Below are 25350 nucleotides of genomic sequence, written 5' to 3'. Positions count from 1 at the left end.
TGCAGCACAATGAGCGGGTCGCCGCTTTCGAGGAAGCCAAACCATGCAGCCGTTTTCCATTCAGCGCATCGATCATATCGTCCTGCGCGTCGCCGACCTGCAACGCAGCATCGATTTCTACGCCAACGTGTTCGGCGCCGAAGTGGTCAGGCATAACCAGCCGCTGGGGCTGGTGCATTTGCGCGCTGGCACGTCGATGATCGATCTGGTCGACTTGCACGGCGAACTCGGGCGCAAGGGCGGTGGCGCGGCGCAGGCGCAGCGACGCAATGTCGACCACTTCTGCCTGCGCATCGAACCGTTCGACGAAGCCGCGCTCATCGCACACCTGCAATCGTTCGGGCTGACCGTGGAGAAAGCCGCCAGGCGTTTCGGCGCCGAGGGTTACGGCTTGTCGCTTTACTGTTTTGATCCGGACGGCAATCAGGTCGAACTCAAAGGTCCGTCCGAGAGCGATCAACCTGCGGTTTCCTGAAGCAGCAGCTCGGCCACTTGCCCGAGGGCCGAGCGGCCGTTTTGCGGTTGTTCAGACGCGAGGTTGAACAGCGCCAGTTGCCGGTCGGCGCTGGTGCCGCTGTCGATGATCGCCCGGGCACGCTCGAACAACTGCGCCGCGCCCAGTATCTGCGCCGTCTCGGCAAAGCGCTGCTCGGCCAGCTCCAGCCACTGCGCGAGCGAACAGTCGCCGTCGATGCCTTCGACCAAAAAGCGCGCATGAATCCCCTGATGTTTGGCCCGCCAGCGATTTTCCTCCAGCATCGAACGCGCGGTCTGGTCGTACAGCAAGCCGGGCCGCCGCTGCGCACTGGCATGGGCCACCAATACGCGGAAAAACGCCGCTAGGGTCAGCGCATCATCGACCCGAGGGCAAGCGTCGGTCATGCGCAGTTCCAGGGTCGGAAAACGCGCGGCCGGACGCACGCCCCACCAGCACTCGCCGGGCTGGCTGATCGCGCCGATGCGCGTGAGAAACGCCAAGTGCTCGTCGTAATGGCGCTGATCGGCGAACAGCGGCGGGATGCCCATGCGTGGCCACTCGTCACACGCGGTCTGCCGATAGCTCATGAAGCCGCTGGCGGCGCCATCCCAGATCGGCGACGAACAGCTCAGTGCCAACAGCAGCGGCGTCCACGGCAGCACTTCGTTCATCACCGCAATGCGATCCAGCGGCTCTGCCACCTCGACGTGCACATGCAGGCCCGACAGCACGCTGCGGCGGGCGACATGGCCGTAGCGTGCGAACAGATACTGGAAATGTTCCTCGTCGGTCGGAACCTGTTCGCGCCAGTCGGCCAGCGGATGACTGCCGGCGCTGAGCATGCCTAGAGCAAATGGCTCCAGGGCCGTGCGCAAGGCCTGACGGCTGCCACGCAGAAAATCACTGGCGTGCGCGAAATCGCTGAACACCGGCGAAGCCACTTCGATCTGGCCCTGAAACATCTCCGTGGCAAACCACACACCCAGCGCCGCCCGGCAAGCCTCGATGGCCTGTGGCGGCGGACTGCCGATCATGCGCAGGCTCTGCAGGTCAGTGAGAAAGTACTCTTCCTCAATGCCGAATCGCGGGTGGCTCATGACAGTGCTCGAGCAAGTGTTTCTCTTGAGAACCGTGCGCCGTTGCGGTGGTTCACGCCAGGCGACCAGTGCCCCGCGAATGCACCGTTGGTCTTGTCCATTGCACTTGAGCGGCCAGGGCGTTTCCAAACAAGTCCGATCAACGTGTTCTGGAGGCACACATGAGCAACCCATCCAGCAACGACAAAGCGCTTAACCAAACCGTCAATCCCAACGACGACGGCTTCGCCATCGGCACGGCCGGGCGCGATGAAGACCCCAACGCCACAACCGACTGGGACGTCAGCCGTGACAACGAAGATGTCATGACGCCGGGCGATACCCGCGGTCTGCCCGGTTATCCCGGGGCCGAAAAAAACAATCCTTCGAAACCCGTTGTCGACAGCAGCGTACCGGCCAACGGCGATCCATCGGTGCAGAACGACGGCGCTGATTGAGGTGGTCAGCAGTGGCAGGATAATGGCGTCGGTCGAACTTTTCTGATCCGGCGCCACTCTGAACCTGTCATAGGGTCGCAGTTCGACAGAAAAAACGCTTCGGCAGGCAGAAAAAGCTGCGTGGCGTGATAAATTCCCCCCACGTCGAGCCCACCCAGAATGGCCCCTGCCGGGTCCCACCAAGAGCGATCTACATGCAAGCAAAGGCCCGTGAGGTTTATGTGCCACCGGTGCTGCAAGATCTGCGGGCCGGCACAGCCGAACTGCACATTGCACTGGAAAAACGCCTTCCTTTTTTCTCCGACACCCTCGATACCCCCGCTTTCGAGCGCTTGATGCAGGCCTATTACGGGTTCTATCAGCCGCTCGAACAGGCGTTGCTCGCCAGTGGCGCGGTCCCGGACGATTTCAATCTGCTGCCTCGTCTGAAGGCTGACACCCTGCGTGCGGACCTGCGCGCACTGGGGGCAACCGCTGATGATTTGCCGCTGTGTGAAGATCTGCCAGTCATTGACTCCAGCGCCGCCAGTCTCGGCGTTTTGTACGTACTCGAAGGCGCGACCCTCGGCGGGCAGATCCTGCGTCGCGAGATCGCCGCGCGGCTGAATCTGGACGCCGACAATGGCGCTGCCTTCCTCGATGTCTACGGCGCGGCCACCGGGCGGCGCTGGCGCGAGTTCATCGAATACCTGAGCAACCGGCCCATGGCGGCCAGCGAACGCGCGGCCGTGGTCAGCGCAGCACAAACCACATTCAGCTGTTTCGAGCAGTGGCTCGAGCGCCAGGAGGTACTGGCATGAACCCGCAAGACCAACAAGCCTTTGAAGAACTGCTGGCCAACTGTGCCGACGAGCCGATCCGCTTTCCCGGCGCGATCCAGCCCCATGGTCTGCTGCTGACCCTGACCGAGCCTGCGCTGCAGATCATTCAGGTCAGCGCCAACGTCGAAACCCTGCAGGCCCGCGCGCCCGAATCCTTGATCGGCCAGCCGCTGCACAGCCTGATCGGCGCCGAACACACCGCGCAAGTGCTGCAAGCCTTGCAAGAGGCGACGTTCTCCGAGGCAGCGCCCCTGCGTTTCGAGCTTAACGGCACTGAATTCGAAGGTTTGCTGCACCGCCATCAGGGCGTGCTGATTCTCGAACTGGAAATTCACGTGAAGAATTTCCAGCCGCGCAACGTCGCCGGGGTCAATACCCACTTGGGCCGCATGCTCCAGCGCCTGCAAGCGGCGACCACGCTGCAGGCCCTGTACGACATCAGCGTCAAGGAAATCCAGGCCATGACCGGTTACGACCGGGTGCTGATCTATCGCTTTGAGGAGGAGGGCCACGGTCAGGTCATCGCCGAAGCGTCCGATCCATCGATGGAAGTGTTCAACGGCCTGTTCTTCCCGGCTTCGGACATTCCCGAGCAGGCGCGCGAGCTGTATCGCACCAATTGGCTGCGGATCATCCCCAACGCCGATTATCAGCCGGTGCCACTGGTGCCGAAACTGCGCCCGGACACGCAGACGCCGCTGGACCTCAGTTTCGCCACGCTGCGCAGCGTCTCGCCGATTCACTGCCAGTACATGAAGAACATGGGCGTGCTGTCGTCGATGAGCATTTCCCTGCTCAAGGGCGACAAGCTCTGGGGCCTGATCAGCTGCGGCAATCGCCAGCCGCTGCACGTGCCGCATGAATTGCGCATGGCTTGCCAGACCATCGGCCAGGTTCTGTCATTGCAGATCAGCGCCATGGAAACCCTTGAGTTGACCCGCCAGCGCGAAGAGAAGGTCGAAGCGCTGGCGCGGCTCAATCAGGCGATGGTCGATTCGCCGCAAAACGTCTTCGACGGCCTCGCCCAGCAGCCAGCGACGCTGATGGCGCTGGTCAATGCCGGCGGCATTGCGATCATCGAAGACAAGCAGTTGCACCGTTACGGCAACTGCCCTGAACCGGAAGAAATTCGCGCGCTGCACAAGTGGTTGCAGGCGCGCGGCGAGCCGGTGTTCGCCAGCCATCACCTGTCCAGCGTTTACCCACCTGCGGCGCAGTATCAGTCGGTAGCCAGTGGTGTGCTTGCCATGAGCCTGCCGAAACCGGTGGACAACGGCGTGCTGTGGTTCCGTCCGGAAGTGAAGGAAAACATCAACTGGAGCGGCGACCCGCGCAAGCCGCTGGATCTGGAAAACTCCGACGCCGGGATGCGCTTGCGTCCGCGCACCTCGTTCGAGATCTGGAAGGTCGAGATGGCCGGGATCTCCGCCAAGTGGAGCCACGGTGACCGGTTCGCCGCCAATGACCTGCGCCGTTCGGCGCTGGAAAACGATCTGGCCCGTCAGGTACGTCGTGAGCAGGCGGCTGTGCAGGCGCGCGATGATCTGGTGGCGGTGGTTTCCCACGACCTGCGCAACCCGATGACGGTGATTTCCATGCTCTGCGGCATGATGCAGAAAGCCTTCAGCTCGGAAGGCGCGCACACTTCGCGGCGTATCTCCACTGCAATCGACACCATGCAGCAGGCCACGGCGCGGATGAACACGCTGCTGGAAGACCTGCTCGATACCTCGAAAATCGATGCCGGGCGTTACTCGATCACCCCGCAGGCGCTGGAGGTCGGGCACATCTTTGAAGAGGCCCAAGCGTTGCTGTCGCCTCTGGCCCATGACAAGGACATCAGCATTTCCTTCCAGGCCGATCCTGACCTGCGCATCCACGCCGACCCCGAGCGGCTGTTTCAGGTGCTGTCGAACCTGGTGGGCAACGCCATCAAGTTCACCCCGCGCATGGGCACCGTCGGCGTGCACGCGAAATCGGTGGGCGACGAGATCGTGTTTATCGTGCGTGACAGTGGCGAAGGCATTCCCAAGGAGCACTTGCCGCATGTGTTTGATCGCTACTGGACGATAAAGGAAGGCAACCCGACCGGAACGGGCCTGGGTTTGTACATCACCCAAGGCATCGTCGAAGCCCATGGCGGGCAGATCGTCGCCGAGAGCGAGCCGGGGCAGGGCAGCGAATTCCGCTTCACCGTGCCGCGCCTGGCCTGAGTGCCCCCTGCAGGTTTCGATCGTTCCCACGCTCTGAATGGGACGCAGAGCGTCCCGGGCTGCATTCCCACGCAGAGCGTGGGAACGATCAGATTTGCAGCCTCAGGGTCATTTTCTTCAATACCGCAAATCCCCCGCTCGCTACCGTAGCCACCTCGTTCCTCGTTTGAAGCAGGTGTGCAATGAGTCTGATTCTTTCCATGGCGGCGTTTGCCCTCGCCGCATCCATCACCCCCGGGCCGGTCAATATCGTCGCCTTGAGTTCAGGCGCGCAGTACGGTTTCCGCGCCAGCCAGCGGCATGTGGCCGGGGCGACGCTGGGGTTTGTGCTGTTGCTGGTGCTGATGGGCCTGGGCCTGCATGAGGTGTTGCAACTGTGGCCATTCATGACCCGCGTGGTGCAATGGGCCGGGGTGGCGTTTCTGTTGTTCATGGCCTGGAAACTGGCCAGTGATGACGGCCAGTTGAACACCAGCGAATCCGGCCGCGCGCCGTCTATGCTCTATGGCGCGGTGATGCAATGGCTTAACCCCAAGGCCTGGCTGGCATGCGTGGCCGGCATGGGCGCGTTTGTCGCTGATGGCGAGGCGCGGCTGGTCTGGCAGTTTGCGGCGGTGTATCTGGTGATCTGTTATCTGTCGGTGGGCTGCTGGGCGTATGCCGGGACGTTCTTGCGCGGGTATCTGAGCAATGCGGCGGTGATGCGCTGGTTCAATCGGTTGATGGCGTTGTTGCTGGCGGTGAGTGCGCTTTATTTGCTGTTCACTTGATTCACAGGCTCACCACAACCCCCTGTGGGAGCGAGCCTGCTCGCGAATGCGGTGGATCAGTCAGTGAAGTGTTGAATGACACACCGCTTTCGAGAGCAGGCTCGCTCCCACAAGGGTTCAGTGTTCAACTTCGTGAATGAAGTCAGCCGCGATACTGCCCCGGCGTCGCCGCCAGATGTTGTTTGAACGCTCGTTGAAAATGCGCCTGATCGGCAAACCCGGCCTGGAGCGCGACATCGGCAATCAACTGGCCGCTGCGCAAACGCTCGCGGGCGAACTGGATGCGCTGGTTGACCAGGAAGGCATGGGGCGTCATCCCGTAACGCTGCCTGAACGCACGAATCAGGTATGACGGCGATAGTTGCGCCGCCGCGCAAATTGCCTCGAGGCTCAGCACTTCGGTGCAATGTCCACGGATGAAATCAGCGGCGCGCTCCAGCTTGAAATTCGGCTCGGCAACGGGCTCGTCCGCTGGATTCAGGCGGACCTGCAAATCACTGAAAAACTCAACCGCTGCGCTGTGTTTCGCCAGCGCCTCCACCTGGTCGTCGAGCAGAACCTCATACAACCCCATCAATTTGCCAAACAGCTCGGCATCGGTCAGATGCGTGTCGGAAAATCGGCGAATTTCCAGCTCCCCGGCAAACCCCATTTGATGCTGCAAATCCGTCAGCCACGGCGTTTCGACATACAACATCACATACGACCAAGGCTGATCATCGATCGGATTGCAGGCATGCACATCGCCGGGATTCATCAGCACCACGGTGCCGGCCGCCACCTCAAATTGCGTCTGCTCATGCACATAGGTACTGCGCCCGGCGGTGATCGCGCCGATGGAAAAGTGCGCATGGGAATGCCGCGCATAACAGACTTCACGCCCATCCGCGATCGCCCGCGCTTCGATGAAGGGCAGGGCGTCGTCGCGCCAGAAGCGCGGGGCTTTCTCGGGGTTTTTCGCTGTGGCGTGGTTCATCGTGATCGTCCCGGCAGGTCAGCGCCCTGAGTGTATTAGCTCTGGCCGGCGAATGCCCGTTGCAGTGTCGCCACATCAAGCTTTTTCATCTGAAACATCGCCTGCATTGCAGCACCGACTGTTATAGGCTCTGGGGGCGTGACACCACGAGCGCGATGGAGCTGAACCATGACTGCATTTACCGGCGGATGCCTGTGCGGCGATGTGCGTTTTCAAGCCTCTGGCGAGCCTTACCGGGTTGGATTGTGCCATTGCCTGGACTGTCGCAAGGTCCACGGCGCGCTGTTTCATGCCTCGGCGATTTTTCCTGAGGACGCGGTGACCATCAGCGGTGAAACCCATGAGTATCAAGGGCGGCACTTTTGCCCGCGCTGTGGTTCGTCGGTGTTCAATCGCAGTGGTGATGAGGTCGAGGTGAACCTCGGCGCGCTGGATGCGCCGGATCAGTTGAAGCCGACCTATGAGAGCTGGATTGTGCGGCGTGAATCGTGGCTGCCGGATTTTCCGCTGGCCAGGCATTACCGTGGTGATCGTGAAGGCAAAGGGCGGGCAGAGGGGTAGGGGATTGATTCAGCCTTCAGCACGCTTGCGATTTCTGTGGGGGCGAGTCTGCTCGCGAAGGCTTGTTGTCGAGCGATGATTTGTTCGGTTGACCGAGTACATATCCGTTGCTGCGGTAACGGCTGCTTAGGGTTCCGCCCTTACGGCGGGTCACCTTTTTCAAACGCCAAAAAGGTAACCCAAAAGGCTTGCTCCTACGTTCGGCCCTCGCAGGCTCGGGTTCCTTCGCTGCGGGATCGATCCGGGCGCAGCGGCTCCGGTTTGCTTCGCTGCACCTCCTTCCGCTGTGTCTGGCTGCGCCAGACGGTCGCTGCGCTCCCACGCCCGGATCAATCCCTCCGCTCAGCCTTCCGACGTCGCCGGTGGATCAAGATCAAAAGCACTCGAGCTTGCGCTCATTGTTGAGTGGGGCGGCTTTGCCGCGGGCAGCTGCGCTGCTTTGTTTTTCTGTGGGAGTGAGCTTGCTCGCGATAGCTATCTCAGAGATACGAGTGTGCAGCGGATCTACCCTGATCCCTGTGGGAGCTTGCTTGCCAGCGATGGCGGCCTTCCAGCCGACCAGTCTCTGACGGGTATACTCAATTTCAACTGTGGGAGCGAGCCTGCTCGCGAAGGCGTTGGGTCAGTCAATACGTAAGTGGCTGAACGAACGCTTTCGCGAGCAGCTCGTTTTCACAATTTGTTTTGTGCTGTCCGCTGCTATGGGTACATCCTCAGTTCTGTTACTCGCGAATAAACGCCAACAAATCCGCATTGATGGTTTCAGCCTGCGTCGTCGGCATGCCATGCGGGAAGCCCGGATACGACTTCAGTGTGCCGTTGGGCAGCAGTTTCGCCGATAACGGTGCGGAGTTGGCGTAGGGCACGATCTGGTCATCCTCGCCGTGCATCACCAACACCGGCACGGTGACCTTTTTCAGGTCTTCGGTGAAGTCAGTTTGCGAGAACGCGACGATGCCATCGTAATGCGCTTTGGCACCACCGATCATGCCCTGGCGCCACCAGTTGGCGATTATCCCTTCCGCCGGCTCGGCGCCCGGGCGGTTGTAGCCGTAGAAAGGTCCGCTCGGCACATCGCGATAAAACTGCGCGCGATTCGCCGCCAACTGCGCTTGAAAGCCATCGAACACCGATTTCGGCAAACCGCCGGGGTTGCTTTCGGTCTGCACCATCAACGGTGGCACCGCGCTGATCAAGACGGCTTTGCTGACCTTGTCCTGACCATGCCGGGCGATGTAATGGATCACTTCGCCGCCGCCGGTGGAATGGCCGACGTGGACCACGTTGCTCGTACCCAGATGATTGACCACCGCCAGCACATCGTCGGCGTAGTGATCCATGTCGTGGCCATCCCAGACCTGGCTGGAGCGCCCGTGTCCACGTCGATCATGGGCAATCACCCGAAAGCCCTGTGCCAGGAAAAACAGCATCTGCGCGTCCCAGTCATCCGAACTGAGCGGCCAGCCGTGGTGGAAGTGGATCACCGGCGCGTCGCGCGGGCCCCAGTCCTTGTAGAAGATATCGACGCCGTCTCGAGTGGTGACAAAGCCCATATTCGTTACTCCTGACCTGTGATGGACAACCGCGATGTACGCGGACCGTTTGCGCAGAGGTACGACGACTCAGTGCGAGCCGTTATCAACTGTAGGAGCAATGCCGGGGTCTGCATGACCGCTGGTCACAACGTCTGGCTTCAAGCGCAAATTAGGCTTTGCTGAAAGGGATAAGCGCGGGCGTCCGTAGGTTTTTGCGACCACAGCGACGCCCCTTCGCACCACCGTGAGCCTGAGGAAATCCGCCGATGCTGACCCTGAATATCAATGGCAAGGATCAGGAGCTCGATGTCCCCGCCGACATGCCGCTGCTCTGGGTTCTGCGCGATGTCGCGCACCTGACCGGGACCAAATTCGGTTGCGGCATGGCCCAGTGCGGTGCCTGCACCGTGCACGTCGACGGCGCGCCATTACGTTCCTGTATCACTCCGGCGACTGCCGTCGCCCACGGGCAGAAAATCCTGACCATCGAGGGCTTGTCCAGCGATGGCTCGCACCCGGTGCAGCAAGCCTGGGCCGAGCTGGACGTGGTGCAGTGCGGTTACTGCCAGTCCGGGCAGATCATGTCCGCCGCCGCGTTGCTGGCGAAGATTCCCAAGCCCACCGACAGCGATATCGATCAGGCGCTCTCCGGCAATATCTGCCGCTGCGGCACCTATCCGCGCATTCGCGCAGCGGTCAAACGCGCCGCCGAAATCGGCTGAGTCATTCTCTGGGAGAGGAACGATGAACAGTCCCGTATCGCGTCGCGGGTTTCTCAAGGGCAGCGCCGTGCTGGGCGGCGGCTTGATGGTGGCGTTCGTGGTGCCCGGGGCCAATCGCTTTGCCCGGGCGGCAGAAAATCAGAACAAGACCTTCGCGCCCAACGCGTTCCTGCGCATCGCGGCGGACAACAGCGTCACCGTGCTGCTCGGCCATTCGGAAATGGGCCAGGGCATCTGGACCGGCCTGACCATGCTGATCGCCGAAGAACTGGACGCCGACTGGTCGAAAATCCGCGTTGAGCACTCGCCAGCCTCGGCGGCCGATTACGGCTTGCCGGCGTTTGGCGGCATGCAGATCACCGGCGGCTCGACGTCGACCTGGATGGAATTCGACCGCTACCGACTGGCCGGGGCGACGGCGCGGCAGATGCTCGTGGAAGCCGCAGCGAAACGCTTCGACGTCGCGCCATCGACGATTCGCACGGAGTCCGGCGTGGTCATCGCCGGGGACCAACGCGCGACCTACGGCGAACTGGCCGATGCCGCCGGGCAACTGCCGGTGCCGGATCCGAAAACCATTACCTTCAAGGAAGCCAAGGACTGGAAAGTCATCGGCAAACCGACCAAGCGCCTCGACACCCCGGAAAAGATCACCGGCCGCGCCAGATTCGGCATGGACGTGCAGTTCGAGGGCCTGATGACCGCGATGGTCGCCCGCGCCCCGGTGTTCGGTGCCACGGTGAAATCCTTCGAAGGCGCCGCAGCGCTGGCCATTCCCGGCGTGCACAAAGTGCTGCAGGTGCCCAGCGGAGTAGCGGTGGTGGCCGAGCATTTCTGGGCAGCGAAACTGGGGCGTGATGCGCTCAAGGTTGACTGGGATCTCGGGGCGCTGGCCGACATGAGCAGTGAAAAACTGCTGGAGAGTTTCCGCAAACTGGCAGCGACGCCGGGTACTTCCGCCACGCAGGCGGGGGACGCCAAGGCCAATTTCGGCAAAGCCGCGAAGAAAATCGAGGTCGAATACAGCGTGCCTTACCTGGCCCACGCGCCGATGGAACCGCTCAATTGCACGGTGAAAATCAGCGCCGGCAAATGCGAGATCTGGACCGGCACGCAGTTTCAGACCCTCGACCAAATGGTCGCCAGTAAGATCACCGGGCTCAAGCCCGAGCAGGTCGAAATTCACACGGAATTTCTCGGCGGTGGCTTCGGTCGCCGTGCCAATCCGACTTCGGATTTCGTCGCCGAAGCCGTGCAAGTGGCGAAAGCAGCGGGCTTGCCGGTGAAAACTGTGTGGGCGCGCGAGGATGACATTCGCGGCGGCTACTACCGCTCGATGTACCTGCACAAGGCGCAGGTCGGCCTGAGCGCTGATGGTTTGCCGATGAGCTGGCAGCATGTGCTGGTCGGCCAGTCGATCATGGCCGGGACGATGCTTGAGGCGACGATGGTCAAGAATGGCATCGATGCCACCTCGGTCGAGGGCGTGGCCGACAGTCCGTATATCAAGGATCTGCCCCATCATCAGGTCGACCTGCATTCGCCGCAGACCGGCATCAATGTGTTGTGGCTGCGTTCGGTGGGCCATACCCACACGGGTTTCGTCATGGAATCGCTGATCGATGAACTGGCGACGGCGGCGGGCAAGGATCCGGTGGAGTACCGGCGAACGCTGCTCAAGGCGCACCCGCGCCACCTCGGCGTGCTCAATCTGGCGGTGGAGAAGGCCAACTGGGGCGCACCGTTGCCGGACGGGCATGCTCTGGGCGTGGCGGTACACGAGTCGTTCGGCAGCTATGTGGCGCAGGTCGCCGAGGTGTCGCAGGACAATCTGGCGATCCGCGTGCATCGGGTGGTCTGCGCGGTGGACTGCGGCATTGCAGTGAATCCGCAGAGCATCGCCGCGCAGATGGAATCGTGCATCACCTTCGGTCTCGGCATGGCCTTGCACAGCAAACTCACCGTCAAGGACGGCGGCGTCGTGCAGTCCAACTATCACGATTATCAGGTGTTGCGGCTCAACGAAATGCCGGTGGTGGAAGTGCATATCGTCCCCAGCAGCGAGAAACCCGGCGGCATCGGTGAGCCCGGTGTGCCACCGACCGCGCCGGCCGTGGCCAACGCCGTGTTCGCCTTGACCGGGCAACGCCTGCGCGAACTGCCACTGCAACTGTCGGGGGTGTGAGATGAAACGACATCTTGTGTTGGGCACCGTCGTTTTGCTCGGTCTCGGTGGCTACGCCTCGGACCTGTTTGCCGAAGATCAGGAAGCTCTGAAAGCCTTTGGCACGGTGCAGAAAGTCTTTCAGAGCCCGCGCTGCCAGAATTGCCACATTCCCGGCGATTCGCCGTTGCAGTTCGACGCCGGCATCCCCCACGCGATGAATGTGGTGCGCGGCATGGACGGCAAGGGCGCTGCCGGTTTGCCCTGCGCGACCTGCCACGCCGAAAGCAACCCGCCGGCCAGTTACGGCCCTCATGCGCCCCCGGGTGCGCCGCACTGGAGCCTACCGCCGGCGGCGCACAAAATGGCCTGGATCGGTCTGACTTCGGACAAGCTTTGCACCATGATCAAGGACCGCGCGAGCAATGGCGACCGGGATTTCGCCGCGCTGTTAAAACACGTCAGCGAAGACAAACTGGTGCTCTGGGGCTGGAATCCCGGGGCAGGACGCGCACCGGTGCCGGTGCCGCACGACATTTTCGTTGCGCAATTCAAACTCTGGGCCGACGCCGGCGGACCGTGTCCGGTGGCGCAGATGTGAAGCCTCGGCGATTTAACGCTACGCTCAACGCATGACTGTCTACGGAGTGTGCGCATGCTGGTGCCCGGAAAGCCTGCCAATGAAGCTGCACGTATCGACGCGCTGCATGGCCTGAATCTCAATTCGGAGCCGGAGGAACGTTTCGATCGCCTTACGCGCTTGGCCAAGCGTTTGTTCAACGTGCCGATCGCTCTGGTCACGCTGGTCGACAAGGATCGCCAGTGGTTCAAATCATGTGTGGGTCTGGATGTCAGCGAGACTTCGCGCGATGTGTCTTTCTGCGGCCATGCGATTTTGCAGAACGAGCTGATGCTGGTCCCCGATGCGCTGGAAGATCTGCGCTTTCATGACAATCCGCTGGTCACCGGCGCGCCGAATATTCGCTTTTACGCCGGGTACCCACTGACCGTGCCGGACGGTAACAAAATGGGCACCTTGTGCCTGATTGATACCAAACCTCGCCATCTTGATGACGAAGAGCGCGCGCTGCTGCGTGACCTCGCGGAGATGGCCGAGCAAGAGTTGATGGCGGTGCAGATGGCGAGCATGGATGAGTTGACGCTGCTGTCCAATCGCCGTGGTTTCAAGCAACTGGCCCAGCATGCCCTGGATGCCTGCGCGCGCCTGAACCGGCCGGCGACGCTGCTGTTTTTCGACCTCAACGACTTCAAGCAGATCAACGATCTGTACGGCCATGCCGAAGGCGACAGTGCGCTGAAGACCTTCGCCGATGTGCTGCGGATTGCCTTTCGCGAAAGCGACGTGGTCGGACGCCTGGGCGGCGATGAGTTTGTCGCGTTGCTGACCGGCTCCAGCCTCGTTGAAACCACGCGGATCATGGCGCGGCTCAAGGAAATCCTCGAAGAGCGCAACGCCACGCTGCACCGCGGTTACGCGATTCGCTTCAGCGTCGGCCAGATCGAATACGACCCCACGCGCCACGAGACCGTTGATCGGCTGCTCGCCGATGCAGATGGCGCGATGTATGCGCACAAGCAAGCTCTGAAAGGCTGCTAGCACCGCCACCATCGCTGGCGAGCCAGCTCCCAAAGGCTCTCTTGAATCCCGTGGGAGCGGGCTTGCCCGCGATGGCGGTGGGTCAGGCAATTTGATGCTGGCTGGTCGAATGTCTTCGCAAGCAGGCTCGCTCCCACAGGTTTCGATGGCGCGGAGGATTTTTCAGTTCAGCACCATCTCTGTGGGAGCGAGCCTGCTCGCGAAGGCGTCAGCCGACTCATCGCCGGATTCGCCAGTGCTCAGCGCTTGGGCGGGCTCAGCTTCTGGTAAAACGCCAGCCATTTCTCGTGACTGGCCGCGGCATCCTCGAGTTCGGGCATGCGCAACGCGTCTTGCAAGGCTTTCGCCTCATAAGCATCGAACAGATGCCGGACGGCGGTGCTGGCAATGGCGTTGACTCTGTTGGAGGCGAAGGTATCGGGCACGGCGGTGCGTGCCTGTTGCGCCAGTGGTGCGCCCTCAATATCGAGGCGAGTAATGAACGCCTTGCAGGTGGCGTTCAAGCGAGGCTGGGAGCCGTTTTTATAGGCTTCGGCGTCGAGGGGCAGCGTTTTCGCCGCTTCTTTCGCCACCGATGGTTTGAGTAATGCGATGTCGATATCGCGACGCAGCACCACTTCATCTCTGCTGGTGAAAATCTCGAAGACTCTGGTTGGCCGCCCATGCAGCAGTGCCAATATGCCAAACGGCGCCGTGCCGGCCTTGGCAAGTTTGTCGGTGGCTGCCGATACTGGCCGCAGGGCGAGCAATTCCAGCGTGTTGTCTTCGAGGTCGAGCCGTTGCGCCAACGGCAACCGGCAGAACGCTTCCTTGAGAATCGCGACATGCGCGTCCTTCATATGCTTGAGGCGCGCCGCCAGCGCTGCATGAAAAGCGCTTGCCACGTTGTTCAGTCTGGGCAGCGAGGCAATCATCGATGGCAGTTGCAATTGTGCATTGCTCGATTGCCATCCCTGCATGTCACCCGTTAGCTTGCCGGCAATGTGTAATTGGCTCAGGGAATAATGTGGCCCGGTTGTATCAGCGTCCGAGGCTGGAACAAACAGTGCCTTCTCTGTCAGGTGAGGGGAATCAGCGAAGATCTTGCGCAGATCCGCGAGGGCAATAGTGGCGGGGGTGGGCGGTGACGACTGGAAGGCCCGGCGGTAAAAATCGTAAATCAGACGATTGTGGTTGCGAAAGAGCAGATCGGCTTGCTTGAGCGTGGCGGCGTCATAGACCGTGACTTGAAAATCGGCATCGCGCTGGATCAGCCCTCGTGCAACCGCCCAGTCCACTACGACCGAGGCACACGGCTCCTCGCGCAGAAACTTGTAGAAATCAGCCGGCGCCGGGCCTTTCGTCAGCTCGCGCAATTGCTCGTAGGTCATCAAGCGCGCCGCGCCCGGCAGGCGTCTTTCGATATACAGCACGACCTGTTTCAACCTCACCCAGCGCAGGCAACTCATATAAGGCAGTGATCGAGGAATGCCCCGGATGAGAAACTCCGGCGAGATGCCGGACAACAACAGGTGGGTCGCCAATGTCTTGTTCTTGACCAGTGCGAGTTGGGGTTGCCGGTCGATGAACCGGCGCACTTCGTCATAACTGTCGCCCCAGAAATCACTGCCCTCCAGGCGCTGGGCGACGATTCGGTTTATGTCTTCACCGGCGCTCGGTTCCAGGCTGAGAATCAATGCAGCGAGCAACAGCCGTTCGCGGTTGGTGGCCAGAAGGCGTTTTTTGTGAGACGGCGCTCCGAGGTTCTTCACCAACTGGTTGCCCAGCGTCCGTGCGCGCGACGTAATCAGGATACGACTGATCAGGTAGTCGGCTTTTGCCTTGAGGGTATTGAGCGGCAGATCGGTGTCGACCCCTTCACTGAGGTAGTCGATCAGTGGCGGCGAGTCTTCGGGCAAAAAAGCCTGGGTGGTGTCGATGATGCTCTGACGTTGCTGCGCGGTGAACCGCTCGGTCTTCGTCCAGGGTTGACCCAGCAGATACCACTGATTCATGTGCCCGGGACGCATGTGCAGATTGATCTTGTCCCATTTCGCCAGGGACAGGGCTTGCTCGACAGTTTTTGGCAACGGTAGCTCGTAAAAACGCAACATTTGCCCGAGGGTGACTTTACCGCTCGAGCGCAGGGCGCCGCCGGCTTCGCCTGCCTGAGCTTTAAGCTGGTCGCGATGAAGTTTCAGATCGGAATGCTTTTCCACTTCAGTCGTCAGGTTGACCCAGCCTTTGGCGCTGGCCGTGCCGACATGACCGGACTCGGTCACCAGCAATGGACTGTAGGCGGGCAAAAGGTGCTGTTGCAAGATGGCTTGAAAATCCGCATTGGAGCTGAATATCTGCAAGCGCTCCTGGCCCAGCGCCATCTGCACCGAGAGCGTGGAATCCGGATGGGGCTCGCTGAATTCCTCGTAATCGATTCTGGCTTTGGGTGCCTTGTTCCAGCTCAAAACTTCCAGGCGTCGCCCAATATGCCGGACGTCCTCCAGATCGCCGAAGTCTTCGCGATAGCTGCGGATAGGGGTGCCGGTCTGCACGTAGTCACTGACGTAGGGCAGCTCAGGCCAACTGTGCTGTCGCAGGCGTTGCGCAAGCGCTTTGGCTTGTCCCGCATCTTCCGGCAGCGCAAATTCATAGCGACGCAGCAGCTCGCCCAATTTCAGGCGCGGGCCTCTGACAGGAGCGGAAACAGAGGCCGAAGCAAGCGTTACCGGCGTATCGAGAAAGCCTCGTTGCTCAAACGGATCGCTCGCCAGCAACACCGCATCGATCCGATCGGCGATCGCCCGAAAGTCCTCCAGTTGCGCGTTGCGTTCCTTCACCACAGCCGACGTGCTGTGGCCGTTTTCATCGATGGCAGCCAGCCCGCTTTTCTTCAGTTCGGTGAGGATGACGCGGGCCTGAATCTGGTTTTGCGGTTCCGGGTAACCGTAGAACGCCAGCACCACTTGCCGTGGAAAGCGATACAGCGGGTTGGCGGACTTGCCGCCGATATAAGGCAGGCCCAACCCGGCAGGGTCGATGCGTTGGGAAATCGATTGCAGCATCGGCGCCACCTGCCACCAGCCAGAGTCGTCCTCCAGGGTGAAGGTGCGTACGTCGGAGGTGCCATTCGCTGGTGTGCGCGCTTGCAGAACGTCGCCTTTGATTTGCAAGGTATCCAGGTCGATGTGAAAGCGACTGGCCCAGTCGAGAAACTCGGGGCGTTCGAGGGCGGTCCAGTAAAGCTCCATCCATTCGCGCAGCAGGCATGGACGAGGAACCTCCAGCGTGCGTGCCGGCGTGGCGGCGGTGACCACCGGTACGGCGGTCAATTCTGCGATGAGATTGTGGATCAGCGTCTGTTCATGTACCGGAGTGTCGTTCATCTGCGCCTCCCTGGCGGCTGATAAGCATCGAGCGCCGAGTATCGAAGGCAGGGCAGGGTCGGTGGCGGTACATATGTAGTGCGGCAACCGTTCTGCAGGCATAAAAAAACCCGCCGGTGGATCCGGCGGGTTTTTCTATTGGCTACAGGAAGATCACTCTTCGATGTTGCCCATCGCGGTGGTGTTGAAGCCGCCGTCGACGTACATGATTTCACCGCTGATGCCCGACGCCAGGTCGGAGCACAGGAAGGCGCCGGCGTTGCCGACCTCTTCGATGGTGACGTTGCGGCGCAGCGGAGTCTGCGCTTCGTTGGCGGCCAGCATCTTGCGGAAGTTCTTGATGCCGGAAGCGGCCAGGGTGCGGATCGGGCCAGCCGATACGCAGTTGACGCGGGTACCGTCCGGACCGAGGGAACCGGCCAGGTAACGGACGCCGGCTTCCAGCGAAGCCTTGGCCATGCCCATCACGTTGTAGTTTGGCATGGTGCGCTCGGCGCCCAGGTACGACAGGGTCAGCAGGCTGCCGTTGCGGCCTTTCATCATTTCGCGACCGGCCTTGGCCAGGGCCACGAAGCTGTAGGCGCTGATGTCGTGAGCGATGCGGAAACCTTCACGGGTAGTGGCTTCGGTGAAGTCGCCGTCCAGTTGGTCGCCCGGGGCGAAGCCGACGGAGTGCACGATGCAGTCCAGGCCGTCCCACTTCTTGCTCAGCTCTTCGAAGACCTTGGCGATTTCTTCATCGCTGGCCACGTCGCACGGGAAGCATAGCTCAGGGCTCGAACCCCAGCCTTGTGCGAACTCTTCGACGCGACCCTTGAGTTTGTCGTTCTGATAAGTGAAGGCAAGCTCAGCGCCCTCGCGATGCATGGCGGCAGCGATGCCGGATGCGATGGACAGCTTGCTGGCGACACCGACGATCAGTACGCGCTTACCGGCGAGAAAACCCATGTGTTGCTCCTCTTTCAGGTTATTGCGCAGTGGCTGGTGCCAGAAAAGCGGCTTCCAGCAACTGCTGTGTATACGGATGTTGGGGGGCGGCAAAGATACTTTGCGCGTCTCCCTGTTCGACCACTTGGCCATGCTTGACCACCATCAGTTGGTGGCTCAGCGCTTTGACGACAGCCAGGTCATGGCTGATGAACAAATACGTCAGGTTGTACTTGGCTTGCAGTGAACGCAACAGCTCCACCACTTGCCGCTGCACCGTGCGGTCGAGGGCCGAAGTCGGCTCGTCCAGCAGGATCAGCGCCGGTTTCAGCACCAAGGCCCGGGCAATGGCGATTCGCTGCCGTTGCCCACCGGAAAATTCGTGGGGGTAGCGGTGCCGGGTTTCCGGATCCAGACCTACCTCCTTCAATGCCGCAATGATCGCCGCTTCCTGTTCGGTCGCGGTGCCCATCTTGTGTATCCGCAGGCCTTCGCCAACGATGTCATTGACGCACATGCGCGGGCTCAGGCTGCCAAACGGGTCCTGAAACACCACCTGCATCTCCCGCCGCAGCGGGCGAACCTCACTCTGCGTCAGGCAGTCTAGCTGCTTGCCTTCAAAGCGGATCGCGCCTTTGCTGCCGATCAGCCGCAAAATCGCCAGACCAAGGGTGGATTTGCCGGAACCGCTTTCGCCGACGATCCCCAGGGTCTGCCCCTGCGGCAGGCTGAAATTGATGCCGTCCACTGCCTTGACGTAATCCACCGTGCGCTTGAGCAGGCCTTTCTTGATCGGGAACCAGACTTTCAGGTCCTCGACTTCGAGCAGCGGCGCGCCGATTTCATTGCTTGCCGGGCCGCCGCTGGGCTCCGCGCCGAGCAATTCCCGAGTGTACGGATGCTGCGGCGAACGGAACAGCTCTGCGCACGATGCCTGTTCGACGATGCAACCGCGCTGCATGACACATACGCGATGCGCAATTCTTCGCACCAGGTTCAAATCGTGACTGATCAGTAGCAGCGACATGCCCAATCGAGCCTGAAGATCCTTGAGCAAATCGAGGATTTTCAGCTGAACGGTCACGTCCAGCGCGGTGGTCGGTTCGTCGGCAATCAGCAATTCCGGCTCGTTGGCCAGGGCCATGGCGATCATCACCCGCTGGCGCTGGCCGCCGGACAGTTCATGGGGCAGGGCCTTGAGACGCTTGTGCGGCTCGGGGATGCCGACCATCTCCAGCAGCTCCAAAGTGCGCTTGGTCGCGACTTTGCCGCTCAGGCCCTTGTGGATGCCGAGCACTTCGTTGATCTGCTTTTCGATCGAGTGCAGCGGATTGAGCGAGGTCATCGGCTCCTGAAAGATCATCGCGATGCGGTTGCCACGGATATGACGGATGGTCTTCTCGCTCAAATCCAGCAGGTTCTGCCCGGCGTAATTGATGCTGCCGGCCGGATGCCGCGCCATGGGGTAGGGCAGCAGGCGCAGGATCGAATGCGCCGTGACCGATTTGCCCGAGCCCGATTCACCGACCAGCGCCAGGGTTTCGCCGCGCTTGATGTCGAAGCTCACGCCCTCGACCACGCGGTGGACGCGCTCGCCGAAACCGAATTCGACGGCGAGGTCACGCACTTCGATCAGATTGTCCTGATTCATTTCACTTCCTCGGGTCGAAGGCATCGCGAGCGGACTCGCCGATAAACACCAGCAGACTCAACATCAGCGCCAGCACGGCAAACGCGCTCATGCCCAGCCACGGCGCCTGCAAATTGGATTTGCCTTGCGCAACCAGTTCGCCCAGCGACGGACTGCCGGCCGGCAGGCCGAAGCCGAGGAAGTCCAGCGCGGTCAGGGTGCCGATGGCGCCGGTGAGGATGAACGGCATGAAAGTCATGGTCGAGACCATGGCGTTGGGCAGGATATGACGGAACATGATCGCGCCGTTCTGCATGCCCAGCGCGCGGGCGGCGCGCACATATTCCAGATTGCGCCCGCGCAGGAACTCGGCGCGCACCACATCGACCAGGCTCATCCACGAGAACAGCAGCATGATGCCCAGCAGCCACCAGAAATTCGGCTGGACGAAACTGGCGAGGATGATCAACAGATACAGCACCGGCAGCCCCGACCAGATCTCGAGAAAACGTTGCCCGGCGAGATCGACCCAGCCGCCGTAGAACCCCTGTAGCGCCCCGGCAATCACGCCGATGATCGAGCTCAGCACGGTCAGCGTCAGCGCAAACAGCACGGAAATGCGGAAGCCATAGATCACCCGCGCCAACACGTCGCGGCCCTGATCGTCGGTGCCCAGCAGGTTGTCCGCCGAGGGGGGCGCCGGGGCCGGGACTTTCAGGTCGTAGTTGATGCTCTGGTAGCTGTAGGGGATCGGCGCCCACAGAATCCACGCGTCCTTGGCCTTGAGCAGTTCGCGGATGTACGGACTCTTGTAGTTGGCTTCCAGCGGGAATTCGCCGCCGAACGCGGTTTCCGGGTAGCGCTTGATCGCCGGGAAATACCAGTTGTTGTCGTAATGCACGACCAGCGGTTTGTCGTTGGCAATCAGCTCGGCGCCCAGACTCAGGCCGAACAGGATCAGAAACAGCCACAGCGACCACCAGCCACGCTTGTTGGCCTTGAACAGTTCGAAGCGCCGGCGGTTGAGAGGGGACAGGTTCATCTCAATGCTCTCTGCTTGCAAAGTCGATACGCGGATCGACAAAGGTGTAGGTCAGGTCGCCGATCAGTTTCACCACCAGCCCGAGCAAGGTGAAGATGAACAGGGTGCCGAACACCACCGGGTAATCGCGGTTGATCGCCGCTTCGAAACTCATCAGGCCGAGGCCGTCGAGGGAGAAAATCACTTCCACCAGCAGGGAACCGGTGAAGAAAATGCCGATGAACGCCGAAGGAAAACCGGCAATCACCAGCAGCATGGCGTTGCGGAACACGTGGCCGTAAAGGACGCGATGGCGGGTCAGACCCTTGGCCTTGGCCGTGACCACGTACTGTTTGTTGATTTCGTCGAGAAAGCTGTTCTTGGTCAACAGGGTCATGGTCGCGAAGTTGCCGATCACCAGCGCCGTCACTGGCAATGCCAGGTGCCAGAAATAATCGAGGATCTTGCCGCCCAGGCTCAGCTCATCGAAGTTATTCGAAGTCAGCCCGCGCAGGGGGAACCAGTCCAGATAACTGCCGCCGGCAAACACCACGATCAGCAGGATCGCAAACAGGAACGCCGGGATCGCATAGCCGACGATGATCGCCGAACTGGTCCATACGTCGAAGTGACTGCCGTGCCGCGTGGCCTTGGCGATGCCCAGCGGGATCGACACCAGATACATGATCAGCGTGCTCCACAGCCCCAGCGAGATCGACACCGGCATCTTTTCCTTGATCAGGTCGATGACCTTGGCGTCGCGGAAGAAACTGTCGCCGAAATCCAGCTGCGCGTAGTTCTTGACCATGATCCACAGACGTTCCGGGGCCGATTTGTCGAACCCGTACATGTGCTCGATTTCCTTGATCAGCGCCGGGTCCAGACCCTGCGCACCACGGTAGGACGAACCGGCCACCGCGACCTCGGCACCGCCGCCGGCAATCCGGCTGGTGGCGCCTTCGAAACCTTCGAGCTTGGCGATCATCTGCTCGACCGGCCCGCCGGGCGCGGCCTGAATGATCACGAAGTTGATCAGCAGAATGCCGAACAGGGTCGGGATGATCAGCAGCAGTCGCCGAAAGATATACGCCAGCATCTGATTACTCCGTGCCCGCAGGGTCGGCTTGCAGTTGGGTTTCGACTTCTACGGCAGGCTTGGCGTCAGGCTTGACCCACCAAGTGTTGATGCCGATGTCGTACTTGGGCGAGGTTTTCGGGTGGCCGATGTGGTTCCAGTAAGCCACGCGCCAGCTCTTGATGTGCCAGTTGGGCACCACGTAGTAGCCCCATTGCAGTACGCGATCCAGCGCACGTGCGTGGGCCACCAGACTTTTGCGCGAGTCGGCGTTGATCAGGCTTTCCACCAGTTGGTCAACGGTCGGATCCTTCAGACCCATGCTGTTGCGGCTGCTCGGCTTGTCGGCGGCGGCGCTCATCCAGTATTCGCGCTGCTCGTTGCCCGGCGAGTTGGATTGCGGAAAGCTGCCGACCATCATGTCGAAATCCCGCGAGCGCACGCGGTTGATGTACTGCGAGACGTCGACGCGGCGGATCACCAGATCGATGCCGAGGTCGCTGAGGTTGCGCTTGAACGGCAGCAGCACCCGTTCGAATTCGGTCTGGGCAAGAAGAAATTCGATCAGCACTGGTTTGCCGGTGGCGTCGACCATTTTGTCGTCGACAATCTTCCAGCCAGCCTCTTGCAGCAGTTGATAGGCCTCGCGCTGCTGGGTGCGGATCATGCCGCTGGCGTCGGTCTTGGGGTTTTCGAAGGCTTCGCTGAACACCTGGGCCGGCAGTTGGCTGCGGAACGGTTCGAGGATCTTCCGTTGCTCGGCGTCGGGCAGGCCGGTGGCGGCCATTTCCGAGTTCTCGAAGTAACTGCGGGTGCGCACGTAGGCGCCGTTGAACAATTGCTTGTTGGTCCATTCGAAGTCGAACAGCAGCCCCAGCGCCTGACGCACGCGCACATCCTGGAACACCGGGCGGCGCAGGTTGAAGACGAAGCCCTGCATGCCGGTCGGGTTGCTGTTGGGGATCAGTTCCTTGATCAAACGGCCCTCGGTGACCGCCGGAACGTTATAGGCGCTGGCCCAGTTCTTCGCGGTCATTTCCAGCCAATAATCGAACTGCCCGGCCTTCAGCGCTTCGAGGGCGACGGTGTTGTCGCGGTAGTAGTCGGTGGTCATCGTGTCGAAGTTGTAGAAGCCACGGTTGACCGGCAAGTCCTTGCCCCAGTAATCCTTGACCCGCTCGTAACGTACCGAACGGCCGGCCTTCACTTGGGTGACCTTGTACGGGCCGCTGCCCAATGGGATTTCCAGATTGCCCTTGTTGAAGTCGCGGCTGGCCCACCAGTGTTTCGGCAGGACCGGCAACTGGCCGAGGATCAGCGGCAGCTCGCGGTTGTTGCTGTGCTTGAACTTGAACAAGACCTTCAGCGGGTCTTCGGCGATGGCTTCGGCAACGTCGTTGTAGTAGCCGCGAAACATCGGCGAGCCTTCCTTGGTCAGCGTCTCGAAGCTGAACACTACATCTTCGGCGCGCACCGGGTGGCCGTCGTGAAAGCGTGCTTCCGGGCGCAGGTAGAAACGCACCCAACTGTTGTCATCGGCTTTTTCTATCTTGCTGGCAATCAGGCCGTACTCGGTGAACGGCTCGTCGAGGCTGTGTTTGGTCAGGGTGTCGTAGATCTGGCCGATGTCATCGGCGGGCACGCCTTTGTTGATGAACGGGTTGAGGCTGTCGAAGCCGCCGAACCCGGCCTGACGAAACACGCCGCCCTTGGGCGCATCGGGATTCACATAGTCAAAATGCTTGAAATCGGCCGGGTATTTCGGCGGCTCGTTGTACAGGGTCACGGCGTGTTGCGGGGCGGCCCAGGCCAGCCCGGCGAACAGCAAGCCGCCGGCCTGCACGAGCAGGGTGCGAACAGCGTTCATCGATCTTTCTCCGGAGACTTCAGCCACCATGCGCTCAGGCCCAGGGTGTAAGGCGGCGTGGTGACAAAGGCCAACCGGTTGCGGTAGGCCAGACGGTGATAATTGAGGTACCAGTTGGGAATGCTGTAGTGCTGCCAGAGCAGCACGCGGTCGAGCGCTTTGCCGGCGGCAACCTGCTCGTCGCGGGTGCGGGCGGCGAGCAATTGTTCGAGCAGGTGATCGACCACCGGATTGGCGATGCCCGCGTAATTCTTGCTGCCCTTGACGTTCACCTGGCTGGAGTGGAAGTACTGCCACTGCTCAAGACCGGGGCTCAGGGTCTGGCCGAGGGTCATCGAGATCATGTCGAAATCGAATTGGTCGAGGCGCTGTTTGTACTGGGCGCGATCGACGGTACGCAGGCGCGCGTCGATGCCGATGCTGTTGAGGTTTTCGATGTACGGCTGATAGAGCCGCTCCAGGCTCGGATTGACCAGCAGCAGTTCGAAACGCAGCGGCTGGCCGTCTTTGTCTTGCAGGCGCTGGCCGTGGAGCTTCCAACCGGCCTCAGCGAGCAGGGCGAGGGCTTTACGCATGGTCTCGCGCGGGATGCCACGGCCGTCGGTTTTCGGCAGGCTGAACGGCTCGGTGAACAGCCGGGCTGGCAACTGCTCCTTGTAAGGCTTGAGCATCAGCCATTCATGCCCGACCGGCAAACCCGAGGCGCTGAATTCACTGTTGGGATAGTAGCTGGTGGTGCGTTTATAGGCATCGCTGAACAGCGCGCGGTTGGTCCATTCGAAGTCGAACATCAGACCCAACGCTTCGCGCGTCCTGACATCGGCGAAGGTTGCGCGGCGGCTGTTCATGAACAGGCCCTGAGTCTGGGTCGGGATCTGATGCGGGATCTGCACCTTGATCACTTCGCCACGACGTACAGCAGGGAAGTTGTAACCGTTGACCCAGTTCTTCGCCTGATGCTCGATGTAGATGTCGAACTCACCGGCCTTGAACGCTTCGAAGGCGACATCGCTGTCGCGGTAGAACTCGACTTCCATGCGATCGAAGTTGTACTTGCCGCGATTGACCGGTAAGTCCTTGCCCCAGTAATCCTTGACCCGCTCGAAAATCAGCTGCCGACCCGGCGTGACCGACGTGATGCGGTACGGCCCGCTACCCAGCGGCGGTTCGAAGGTGGTGGCTTTGAAGTCGCGGTCTTTCCAGTAATGCTGCGGCAGTACCGGCAATTCGCCCAGGCGCAGGATCAACAGCGGATTGCCCGAGCGCTTGAACACGAAACGAATGCGCTGCTTGTTGAGAATGTCGACTCGCAGCACTTCCTGCAGGGCCGTGCGATACAGCGGATGACCGTCCTTGAGCAGCGTTCGATAGGAGAACGCCACGTCGTAGGCGGTGACAGGCGCGCCGTCGTGAAAGCGCGCTTCGGGGCGCAAATTGAAGACGACCCAGCTGCGATCTTCGCTGTACTCCGCCGATTGTGCGATCAACCCGTAACTCGACGCGGGTTCGTCGCCGGACGGCGAATACTGCCCGGTGCCAACCATCAGCGGCTCGTTGAGCTCGTTGATGCCGTACTGGAGAAAATTGGCGGTGGTGACCGGGCTGGTGCCCTTGAAAGTGTACGGATTGACCGTATCGAAGGTGCCGAACGCCATCACCCGCAACGTACCGCCCTTGGGCGCTTGCGGGTTGACCCAGTCGAAGTGGGTAAATCTGGCCGGGTACTTGAGCGTGCCGAACTGCGCATAACCGTGACTTTCGGTAATCGTCGCGCTTGCGGGTGAGCTCAAGGCCAGGCTGATCAGGAGCAGGGAGAGGGCACGCTTCAAGTCAGATCCGATCCAGCGGCTTGGGCTTTGTGGGCCGTACAGTAACAGCTTGTCTGGACAGGAAAAAGATGCGGGTTAATGCCGGGTTAATCGTTTGCGCGAAGAGCCCCTCACCCTAACCCTCTCCCGGAGGGAGAGGGGACTGATCGTGGTGTCTGGGCGAATTGCACCGAGGTGCGATACCGAGTCGAACTCAGTTTCTGAAAAGCCCCCGATCGGCTCCCTTTCCCCCTCTCCCCCTTGGGGG

At 61.1% G+C, this 25350-nt stretch carries 20 protein-coding genes and 1 pseudogene; 10 read left to right on the top strand and 11 right to left on the bottom strand.

Annotation, left to right across the window (positions count from 1 at the left end; all coding sequences use genetic code 11):
- Nucleotides 1-43: 43 nt before the first annotated feature.
- Nucleotides 44-475, top strand: coding sequence for a VOC family protein (locus tag D8U82_RS25820; protein ID WP_130903232.1), 432 nt, complete (start codon nt 44-46; stop codon nt 473-475).
- On the opposite strand, the gene D8U82_RS25815 is transcribed toward D8U82_RS25820, so the two are convergent.
- A complete protein-coding gene (locus D8U82_RS25815; RefSeq protein ID WP_130903231.1) occupies nt 457-1575 on the bottom strand; it encodes a carboxylate-amine ligase in 1119 nt (372 codons plus the stop codon). The two genes, D8U82_RS25820 and D8U82_RS25815, sit on opposite strands and share 19 nt — an antisense overlap.
- Before the next feature lie 161 nt (nt 1576-1736).
- On the opposite strand from D8U82_RS25815, the gene D8U82_RS25810 reads away from it, so the two are divergent.
- From D8U82_RS25810 to D8U82_RS25795, 4 genes are all read left to right on the top strand, one after another.
- Entirely contained in the window at nt 1737-2012 is a 276-nt protein-coding gene (locus D8U82_RS25810) for a hypothetical protein (RefSeq protein WP_122610201.1), read from the top strand.
- 194 nt (nt 2013-2206) lie between these two features.
- Complete coding sequence (locus D8U82_RS25805) at nt 2207-2812, top strand: biliverdin-producing heme oxygenase (RefSeq protein ID WP_071171835.1); 606 nt, start codon at nt 2207-2209, stop codon at nt 2810-2812.
- Complete coding sequence (locus D8U82_RS25800) at nt 2809-5046, top strand: ATP-binding protein (RefSeq protein WP_130903230.1); 2238 nt, start codon at nt 2809-2811, stop codon at nt 5044-5046. The genes D8U82_RS25805 and D8U82_RS25800 overlap by 4 nt, the downstream gene beginning before the upstream one ends.
- Before the next feature lie 182 nt (nt 5047-5228).
- On the top strand, nt 5229-5816 hold the full coding sequence (locus D8U82_RS25795; RefSeq protein ID WP_130903229.1) for a LysE family translocator: 588 nt from the start codon (nt 5229-5231) through the stop codon (nt 5814-5816).
- Nucleotides 5817-5958: 142 nt separating this feature from the next.
- Here D8U82_RS25795 and D8U82_RS25790 read toward each other — a convergent pair whose 3' ends face one another.
- Together D8U82_RS25790 and D8U82_RS25785 are read right to left on the bottom strand one after the other, a co-directional pair.
- Nucleotides 5959-6792 (bottom strand): AraC family transcriptional regulator, encoded by an 834-nt coding sequence (locus tag D8U82_RS25790; RefSeq protein ID WP_130903228.1) that lies wholly within the window; start codon nt 6790-6792, stop codon nt 5959-5961.
- 35 nt (nt 6793-6827) lie between these two features.
- Nucleotides 6828-6902 (bottom strand): annotated as a pseudogene (locus D8U82_RS25785) (VOC family protein); the annotation flags it as partial.
- 58 nt (nt 6903-6960) lie between these two features.
- Between D8U82_RS25785 and D8U82_RS25780 the strand changes: the two are divergent.
- The gene (locus tag D8U82_RS25780) at nt 6961-7353 is read left to right on the top strand and encodes a GFA family protein (RefSeq protein ID WP_024012484.1); all 393 of its coding nucleotides are present in this window, start codon (nt 6961-6963) and stop codon (nt 7351-7353) included.
- Between the two features lie 722 nt (nt 7354-8075).
- On the opposite strand, the gene D8U82_RS25775 is transcribed toward D8U82_RS25780, so the two are convergent.
- A complete protein-coding gene (locus D8U82_RS25775) occupies nt 8076-8906 on the bottom strand; it encodes an alpha/beta hydrolase (RefSeq protein ID WP_130899307.1) in 831 nt (276 codons plus the stop codon).
- A 248-nt stretch (nt 8907-9154) separates the two neighbouring features.
- Between D8U82_RS25775 and D8U82_RS25770 the strand changes: the two genes are divergently transcribed.
- Genes D8U82_RS25770 through D8U82_RS25755 form a run of 4 tightly spaced genes read left to right on the top strand, consistent with a single transcriptional unit; the run spans nt 9155 to nt 13392 of the window.
- Complete coding sequence (locus tag D8U82_RS25770; protein WP_007937751.1) at nt 9155-9610, top strand: (2Fe-2S)-binding protein; 456 nt, start codon at nt 9155-9157, stop codon at nt 9608-9610.
- 22 nt (nt 9611-9632) lie between these two features.
- The gene (locus D8U82_RS25765) at nt 9633-11795 is read left to right on the top strand and encodes a xanthine dehydrogenase family protein molybdopterin-binding subunit (protein WP_130903227.1); all 2163 of its coding nucleotides are present in this window, start codon (nt 9633-9635) and stop codon (nt 11793-11795) included.
- Between the two features lies 1 nt (nt 11796).
- Nucleotides 11797-12375: a hypothetical protein gene (locus D8U82_RS25760; RefSeq protein WP_130903226.1), complete on the top strand. Its 579-nt coding sequence runs from the start codon at nt 11797-11799 to the stop codon at nt 12373-12375.
- A 54-nt stretch (nt 12376-12429) separates the two neighbouring features.
- Nucleotides 12430-13392, top strand: a complete 963-nt coding sequence (locus D8U82_RS25755) for a sensor domain-containing diguanylate cyclase (protein ID WP_130903225.1) — start codon at nt 12430-12432, stop codon at nt 13390-13392.
- A 239-nt stretch (nt 13393-13631) separates the two neighbouring features.
- On the opposite strand, the gene D8U82_RS25750 is transcribed toward D8U82_RS25755, so the two are convergent.
- From D8U82_RS25750 to D8U82_RS25720, 7 genes are all read right to left on the bottom strand, one after another.
- Nucleotides 13632-16754, bottom strand: coding sequence for a hypothetical protein (locus D8U82_RS25750; RefSeq protein ID WP_130903224.1), 3123 nt, complete (start codon nt 16752-16754; stop codon nt 13632-13634).
- A 153-nt stretch (nt 16755-16907) separates the two neighbouring features.
- Nucleotides 16908-17702 (bottom strand): enoyl-ACP reductase FabI, encoded by a 795-nt coding sequence (gene fabI, locus D8U82_RS25745; RefSeq protein WP_003202751.1) that lies wholly within the window; start codon nt 17700-17702, stop codon nt 16908-16910.
- 19 nt (nt 17703-17721) lie between these two features.
- Entirely contained in the window at nt 17722-19332 is a 1611-nt protein-coding gene (locus tag D8U82_RS25740) for an ABC transporter ATP-binding protein (protein ID WP_039763245.1), read from the bottom strand.
- 1 nt (nt 19333) lies between these two features.
- Complete coding sequence (locus D8U82_RS25735) at nt 19334-20353, bottom strand: ABC transporter permease (RefSeq protein ID WP_016774153.1); 1020 nt, start codon at nt 20351-20353, stop codon at nt 19334-19336.
- A 1-nt stretch (nt 20354) separates the two neighbouring features.
- Nucleotides 20355-21428 (bottom strand): microcin C ABC transporter permease YejB, encoded by a 1074-nt coding sequence (locus D8U82_RS25730; protein WP_016774154.1) that lies wholly within the window; start codon nt 21426-21428, stop codon nt 20355-20357.
- 4 nt (nt 21429-21432) lie between these two features.
- Nucleotides 21433-23274: an extracellular solute-binding protein gene (locus D8U82_RS25725; protein ID WP_130903223.1), complete on the bottom strand. Its 1842-nt coding sequence runs from the start codon at nt 23272-23274 to the stop codon at nt 21433-21435.
- Nucleotides 23271-25103 carry an extracellular solute-binding protein gene (locus D8U82_RS25720; protein WP_130903222.1) on the bottom strand — a complete coding sequence of 611 codons (1833 nt, stop codon included), beginning with the start codon at nt 25101-25103 and terminating at the stop codon, nt 23271-23273. The genes D8U82_RS25725 and D8U82_RS25720 overlap by 4 nt, the downstream gene beginning before the upstream one ends.
- Between the last annotated feature and the right edge of the window lie 247 nt (nt 25104-25350).

The organism is Pseudomonas sp. Sample_23 (assembly GCF_004307595.1).
Classification (GTDB): Bacteria; Pseudomonadota; Gammaproteobacteria; order Pseudomonadales; family Pseudomonadaceae; genus Aquipseudomonas; species Aquipseudomonas atacamensis.
Note: the sequence above shows the minus strand (reverse complement) of the source record. Positions and strands in the feature narration are given on the sequence as shown.

Bases quoted from the DNA above. Each gene is read 5' to 3' on its own strand.
- D8U82_RS25820 (WP_130903232.1), top strand. From the start codon at position 44: ATGCAGCCGTTTTCCATTCAGCGCATCGATCATATCGTCCTGCGCGTC.
- D8U82_RS25815 (WP_130903231.1), bottom strand. From the start codon at position 1,575: ATGAGCCACCCGCGATTCGGCATTGAGGAAGAGTACTTTCTCACTGAC.
- D8U82_RS25810 (WP_122610201.1), top strand. From the start codon at position 1,737: ATGAGCAACCCATCCAGCAACGACAAAGCGCTTAACCAAACCGTCAAT.
- D8U82_RS25805 (WP_071171835.1), top strand. From the start codon at position 2,207: ATGCAAGCAAAGGCCCGTGAGGTTTATGTGCCACCGGTGCTGCAAGAT.
- D8U82_RS25800 (WP_130903230.1), top strand. From the start codon at position 2,809: ATGAACCCGCAAGACCAACAAGCCTTTGAAGAACTGCTGGCCAACTGT.
- D8U82_RS25795 (WP_130903229.1), top strand. From the start codon at position 5,229: ATGAGTCTGATTCTTTCCATGGCGGCGTTTGCCCTCGCCGCATCCATC.
- D8U82_RS25790 (WP_130903228.1), bottom strand. From the start codon at position 6,792: ATGAACCACGCCACAGCGAAAAACCCCGAGAAAGCCCCGCGCTTCTGG.
- D8U82_RS25780 (WP_024012484.1), top strand. From the start codon at position 6,961: ATGACTGCATTTACCGGCGGATGCCTGTGCGGCGATGTGCGTTTTCAA.
- D8U82_RS25775 (WP_130899307.1), bottom strand. From the start codon at position 8,906: ATGGGCTTTGTCACCACTCGAGACGGCGTCGATATCTTCTACAAGGAC.
- D8U82_RS25770 (WP_007937751.1), top strand. From the start codon at position 9,155: ATGCTGACCCTGAATATCAATGGCAAGGATCAGGAGCTCGATGTCCCC.
- D8U82_RS25765 (WP_130903227.1), top strand. From the start codon at position 9,633: ATGAACAGTCCCGTATCGCGTCGCGGGTTTCTCAAGGGCAGCGCCGTG.
- D8U82_RS25760 (WP_130903226.1), top strand. From the start codon at position 11,797: ATGAAACGACATCTTGTGTTGGGCACCGTCGTTTTGCTCGGTCTCGGT.
- D8U82_RS25755 (WP_130903225.1), top strand. From the start codon at position 12,430: ATGCTGGTGCCCGGAAAGCCTGCCAATGAAGCTGCACGTATCGACGCG.
- D8U82_RS25750 (WP_130903224.1), bottom strand. From the start codon at position 16,754: ATGAACGACACTCCGGTACATGAACAGACGCTGATCCACAATCTCATC.
- fabI (WP_003202751.1), bottom strand. From the start codon at position 17,702: ATGGGTTTTCTCGCCGGTAAGCGCGTACTGATCGTCGGTGTCGCCAGC.
- D8U82_RS25740 (WP_039763245.1), bottom strand. From the start codon at position 19,332: ATGAATCAGGACAATCTGATCGAAGTGCGTGACCTCGCCGTCGAATTC.
- D8U82_RS25735 (WP_016774153.1), bottom strand. From the start codon at position 20,353: ATGAACCTGTCCCCTCTCAACCGCCGGCGCTTCGAACTGTTCAAGGCC.
- D8U82_RS25730 (WP_016774154.1), bottom strand. From the start codon at position 21,428: ATGCTGGCGTATATCTTTCGGCGACTGCTGCTGATCATCCCGACCCTG.
- D8U82_RS25725 (WP_130903223.1), bottom strand. From the start codon at position 23,274: ATGAACGCTGTTCGCACCCTGCTCGTGCAGGCCGGCGGCTTGCTGTTC.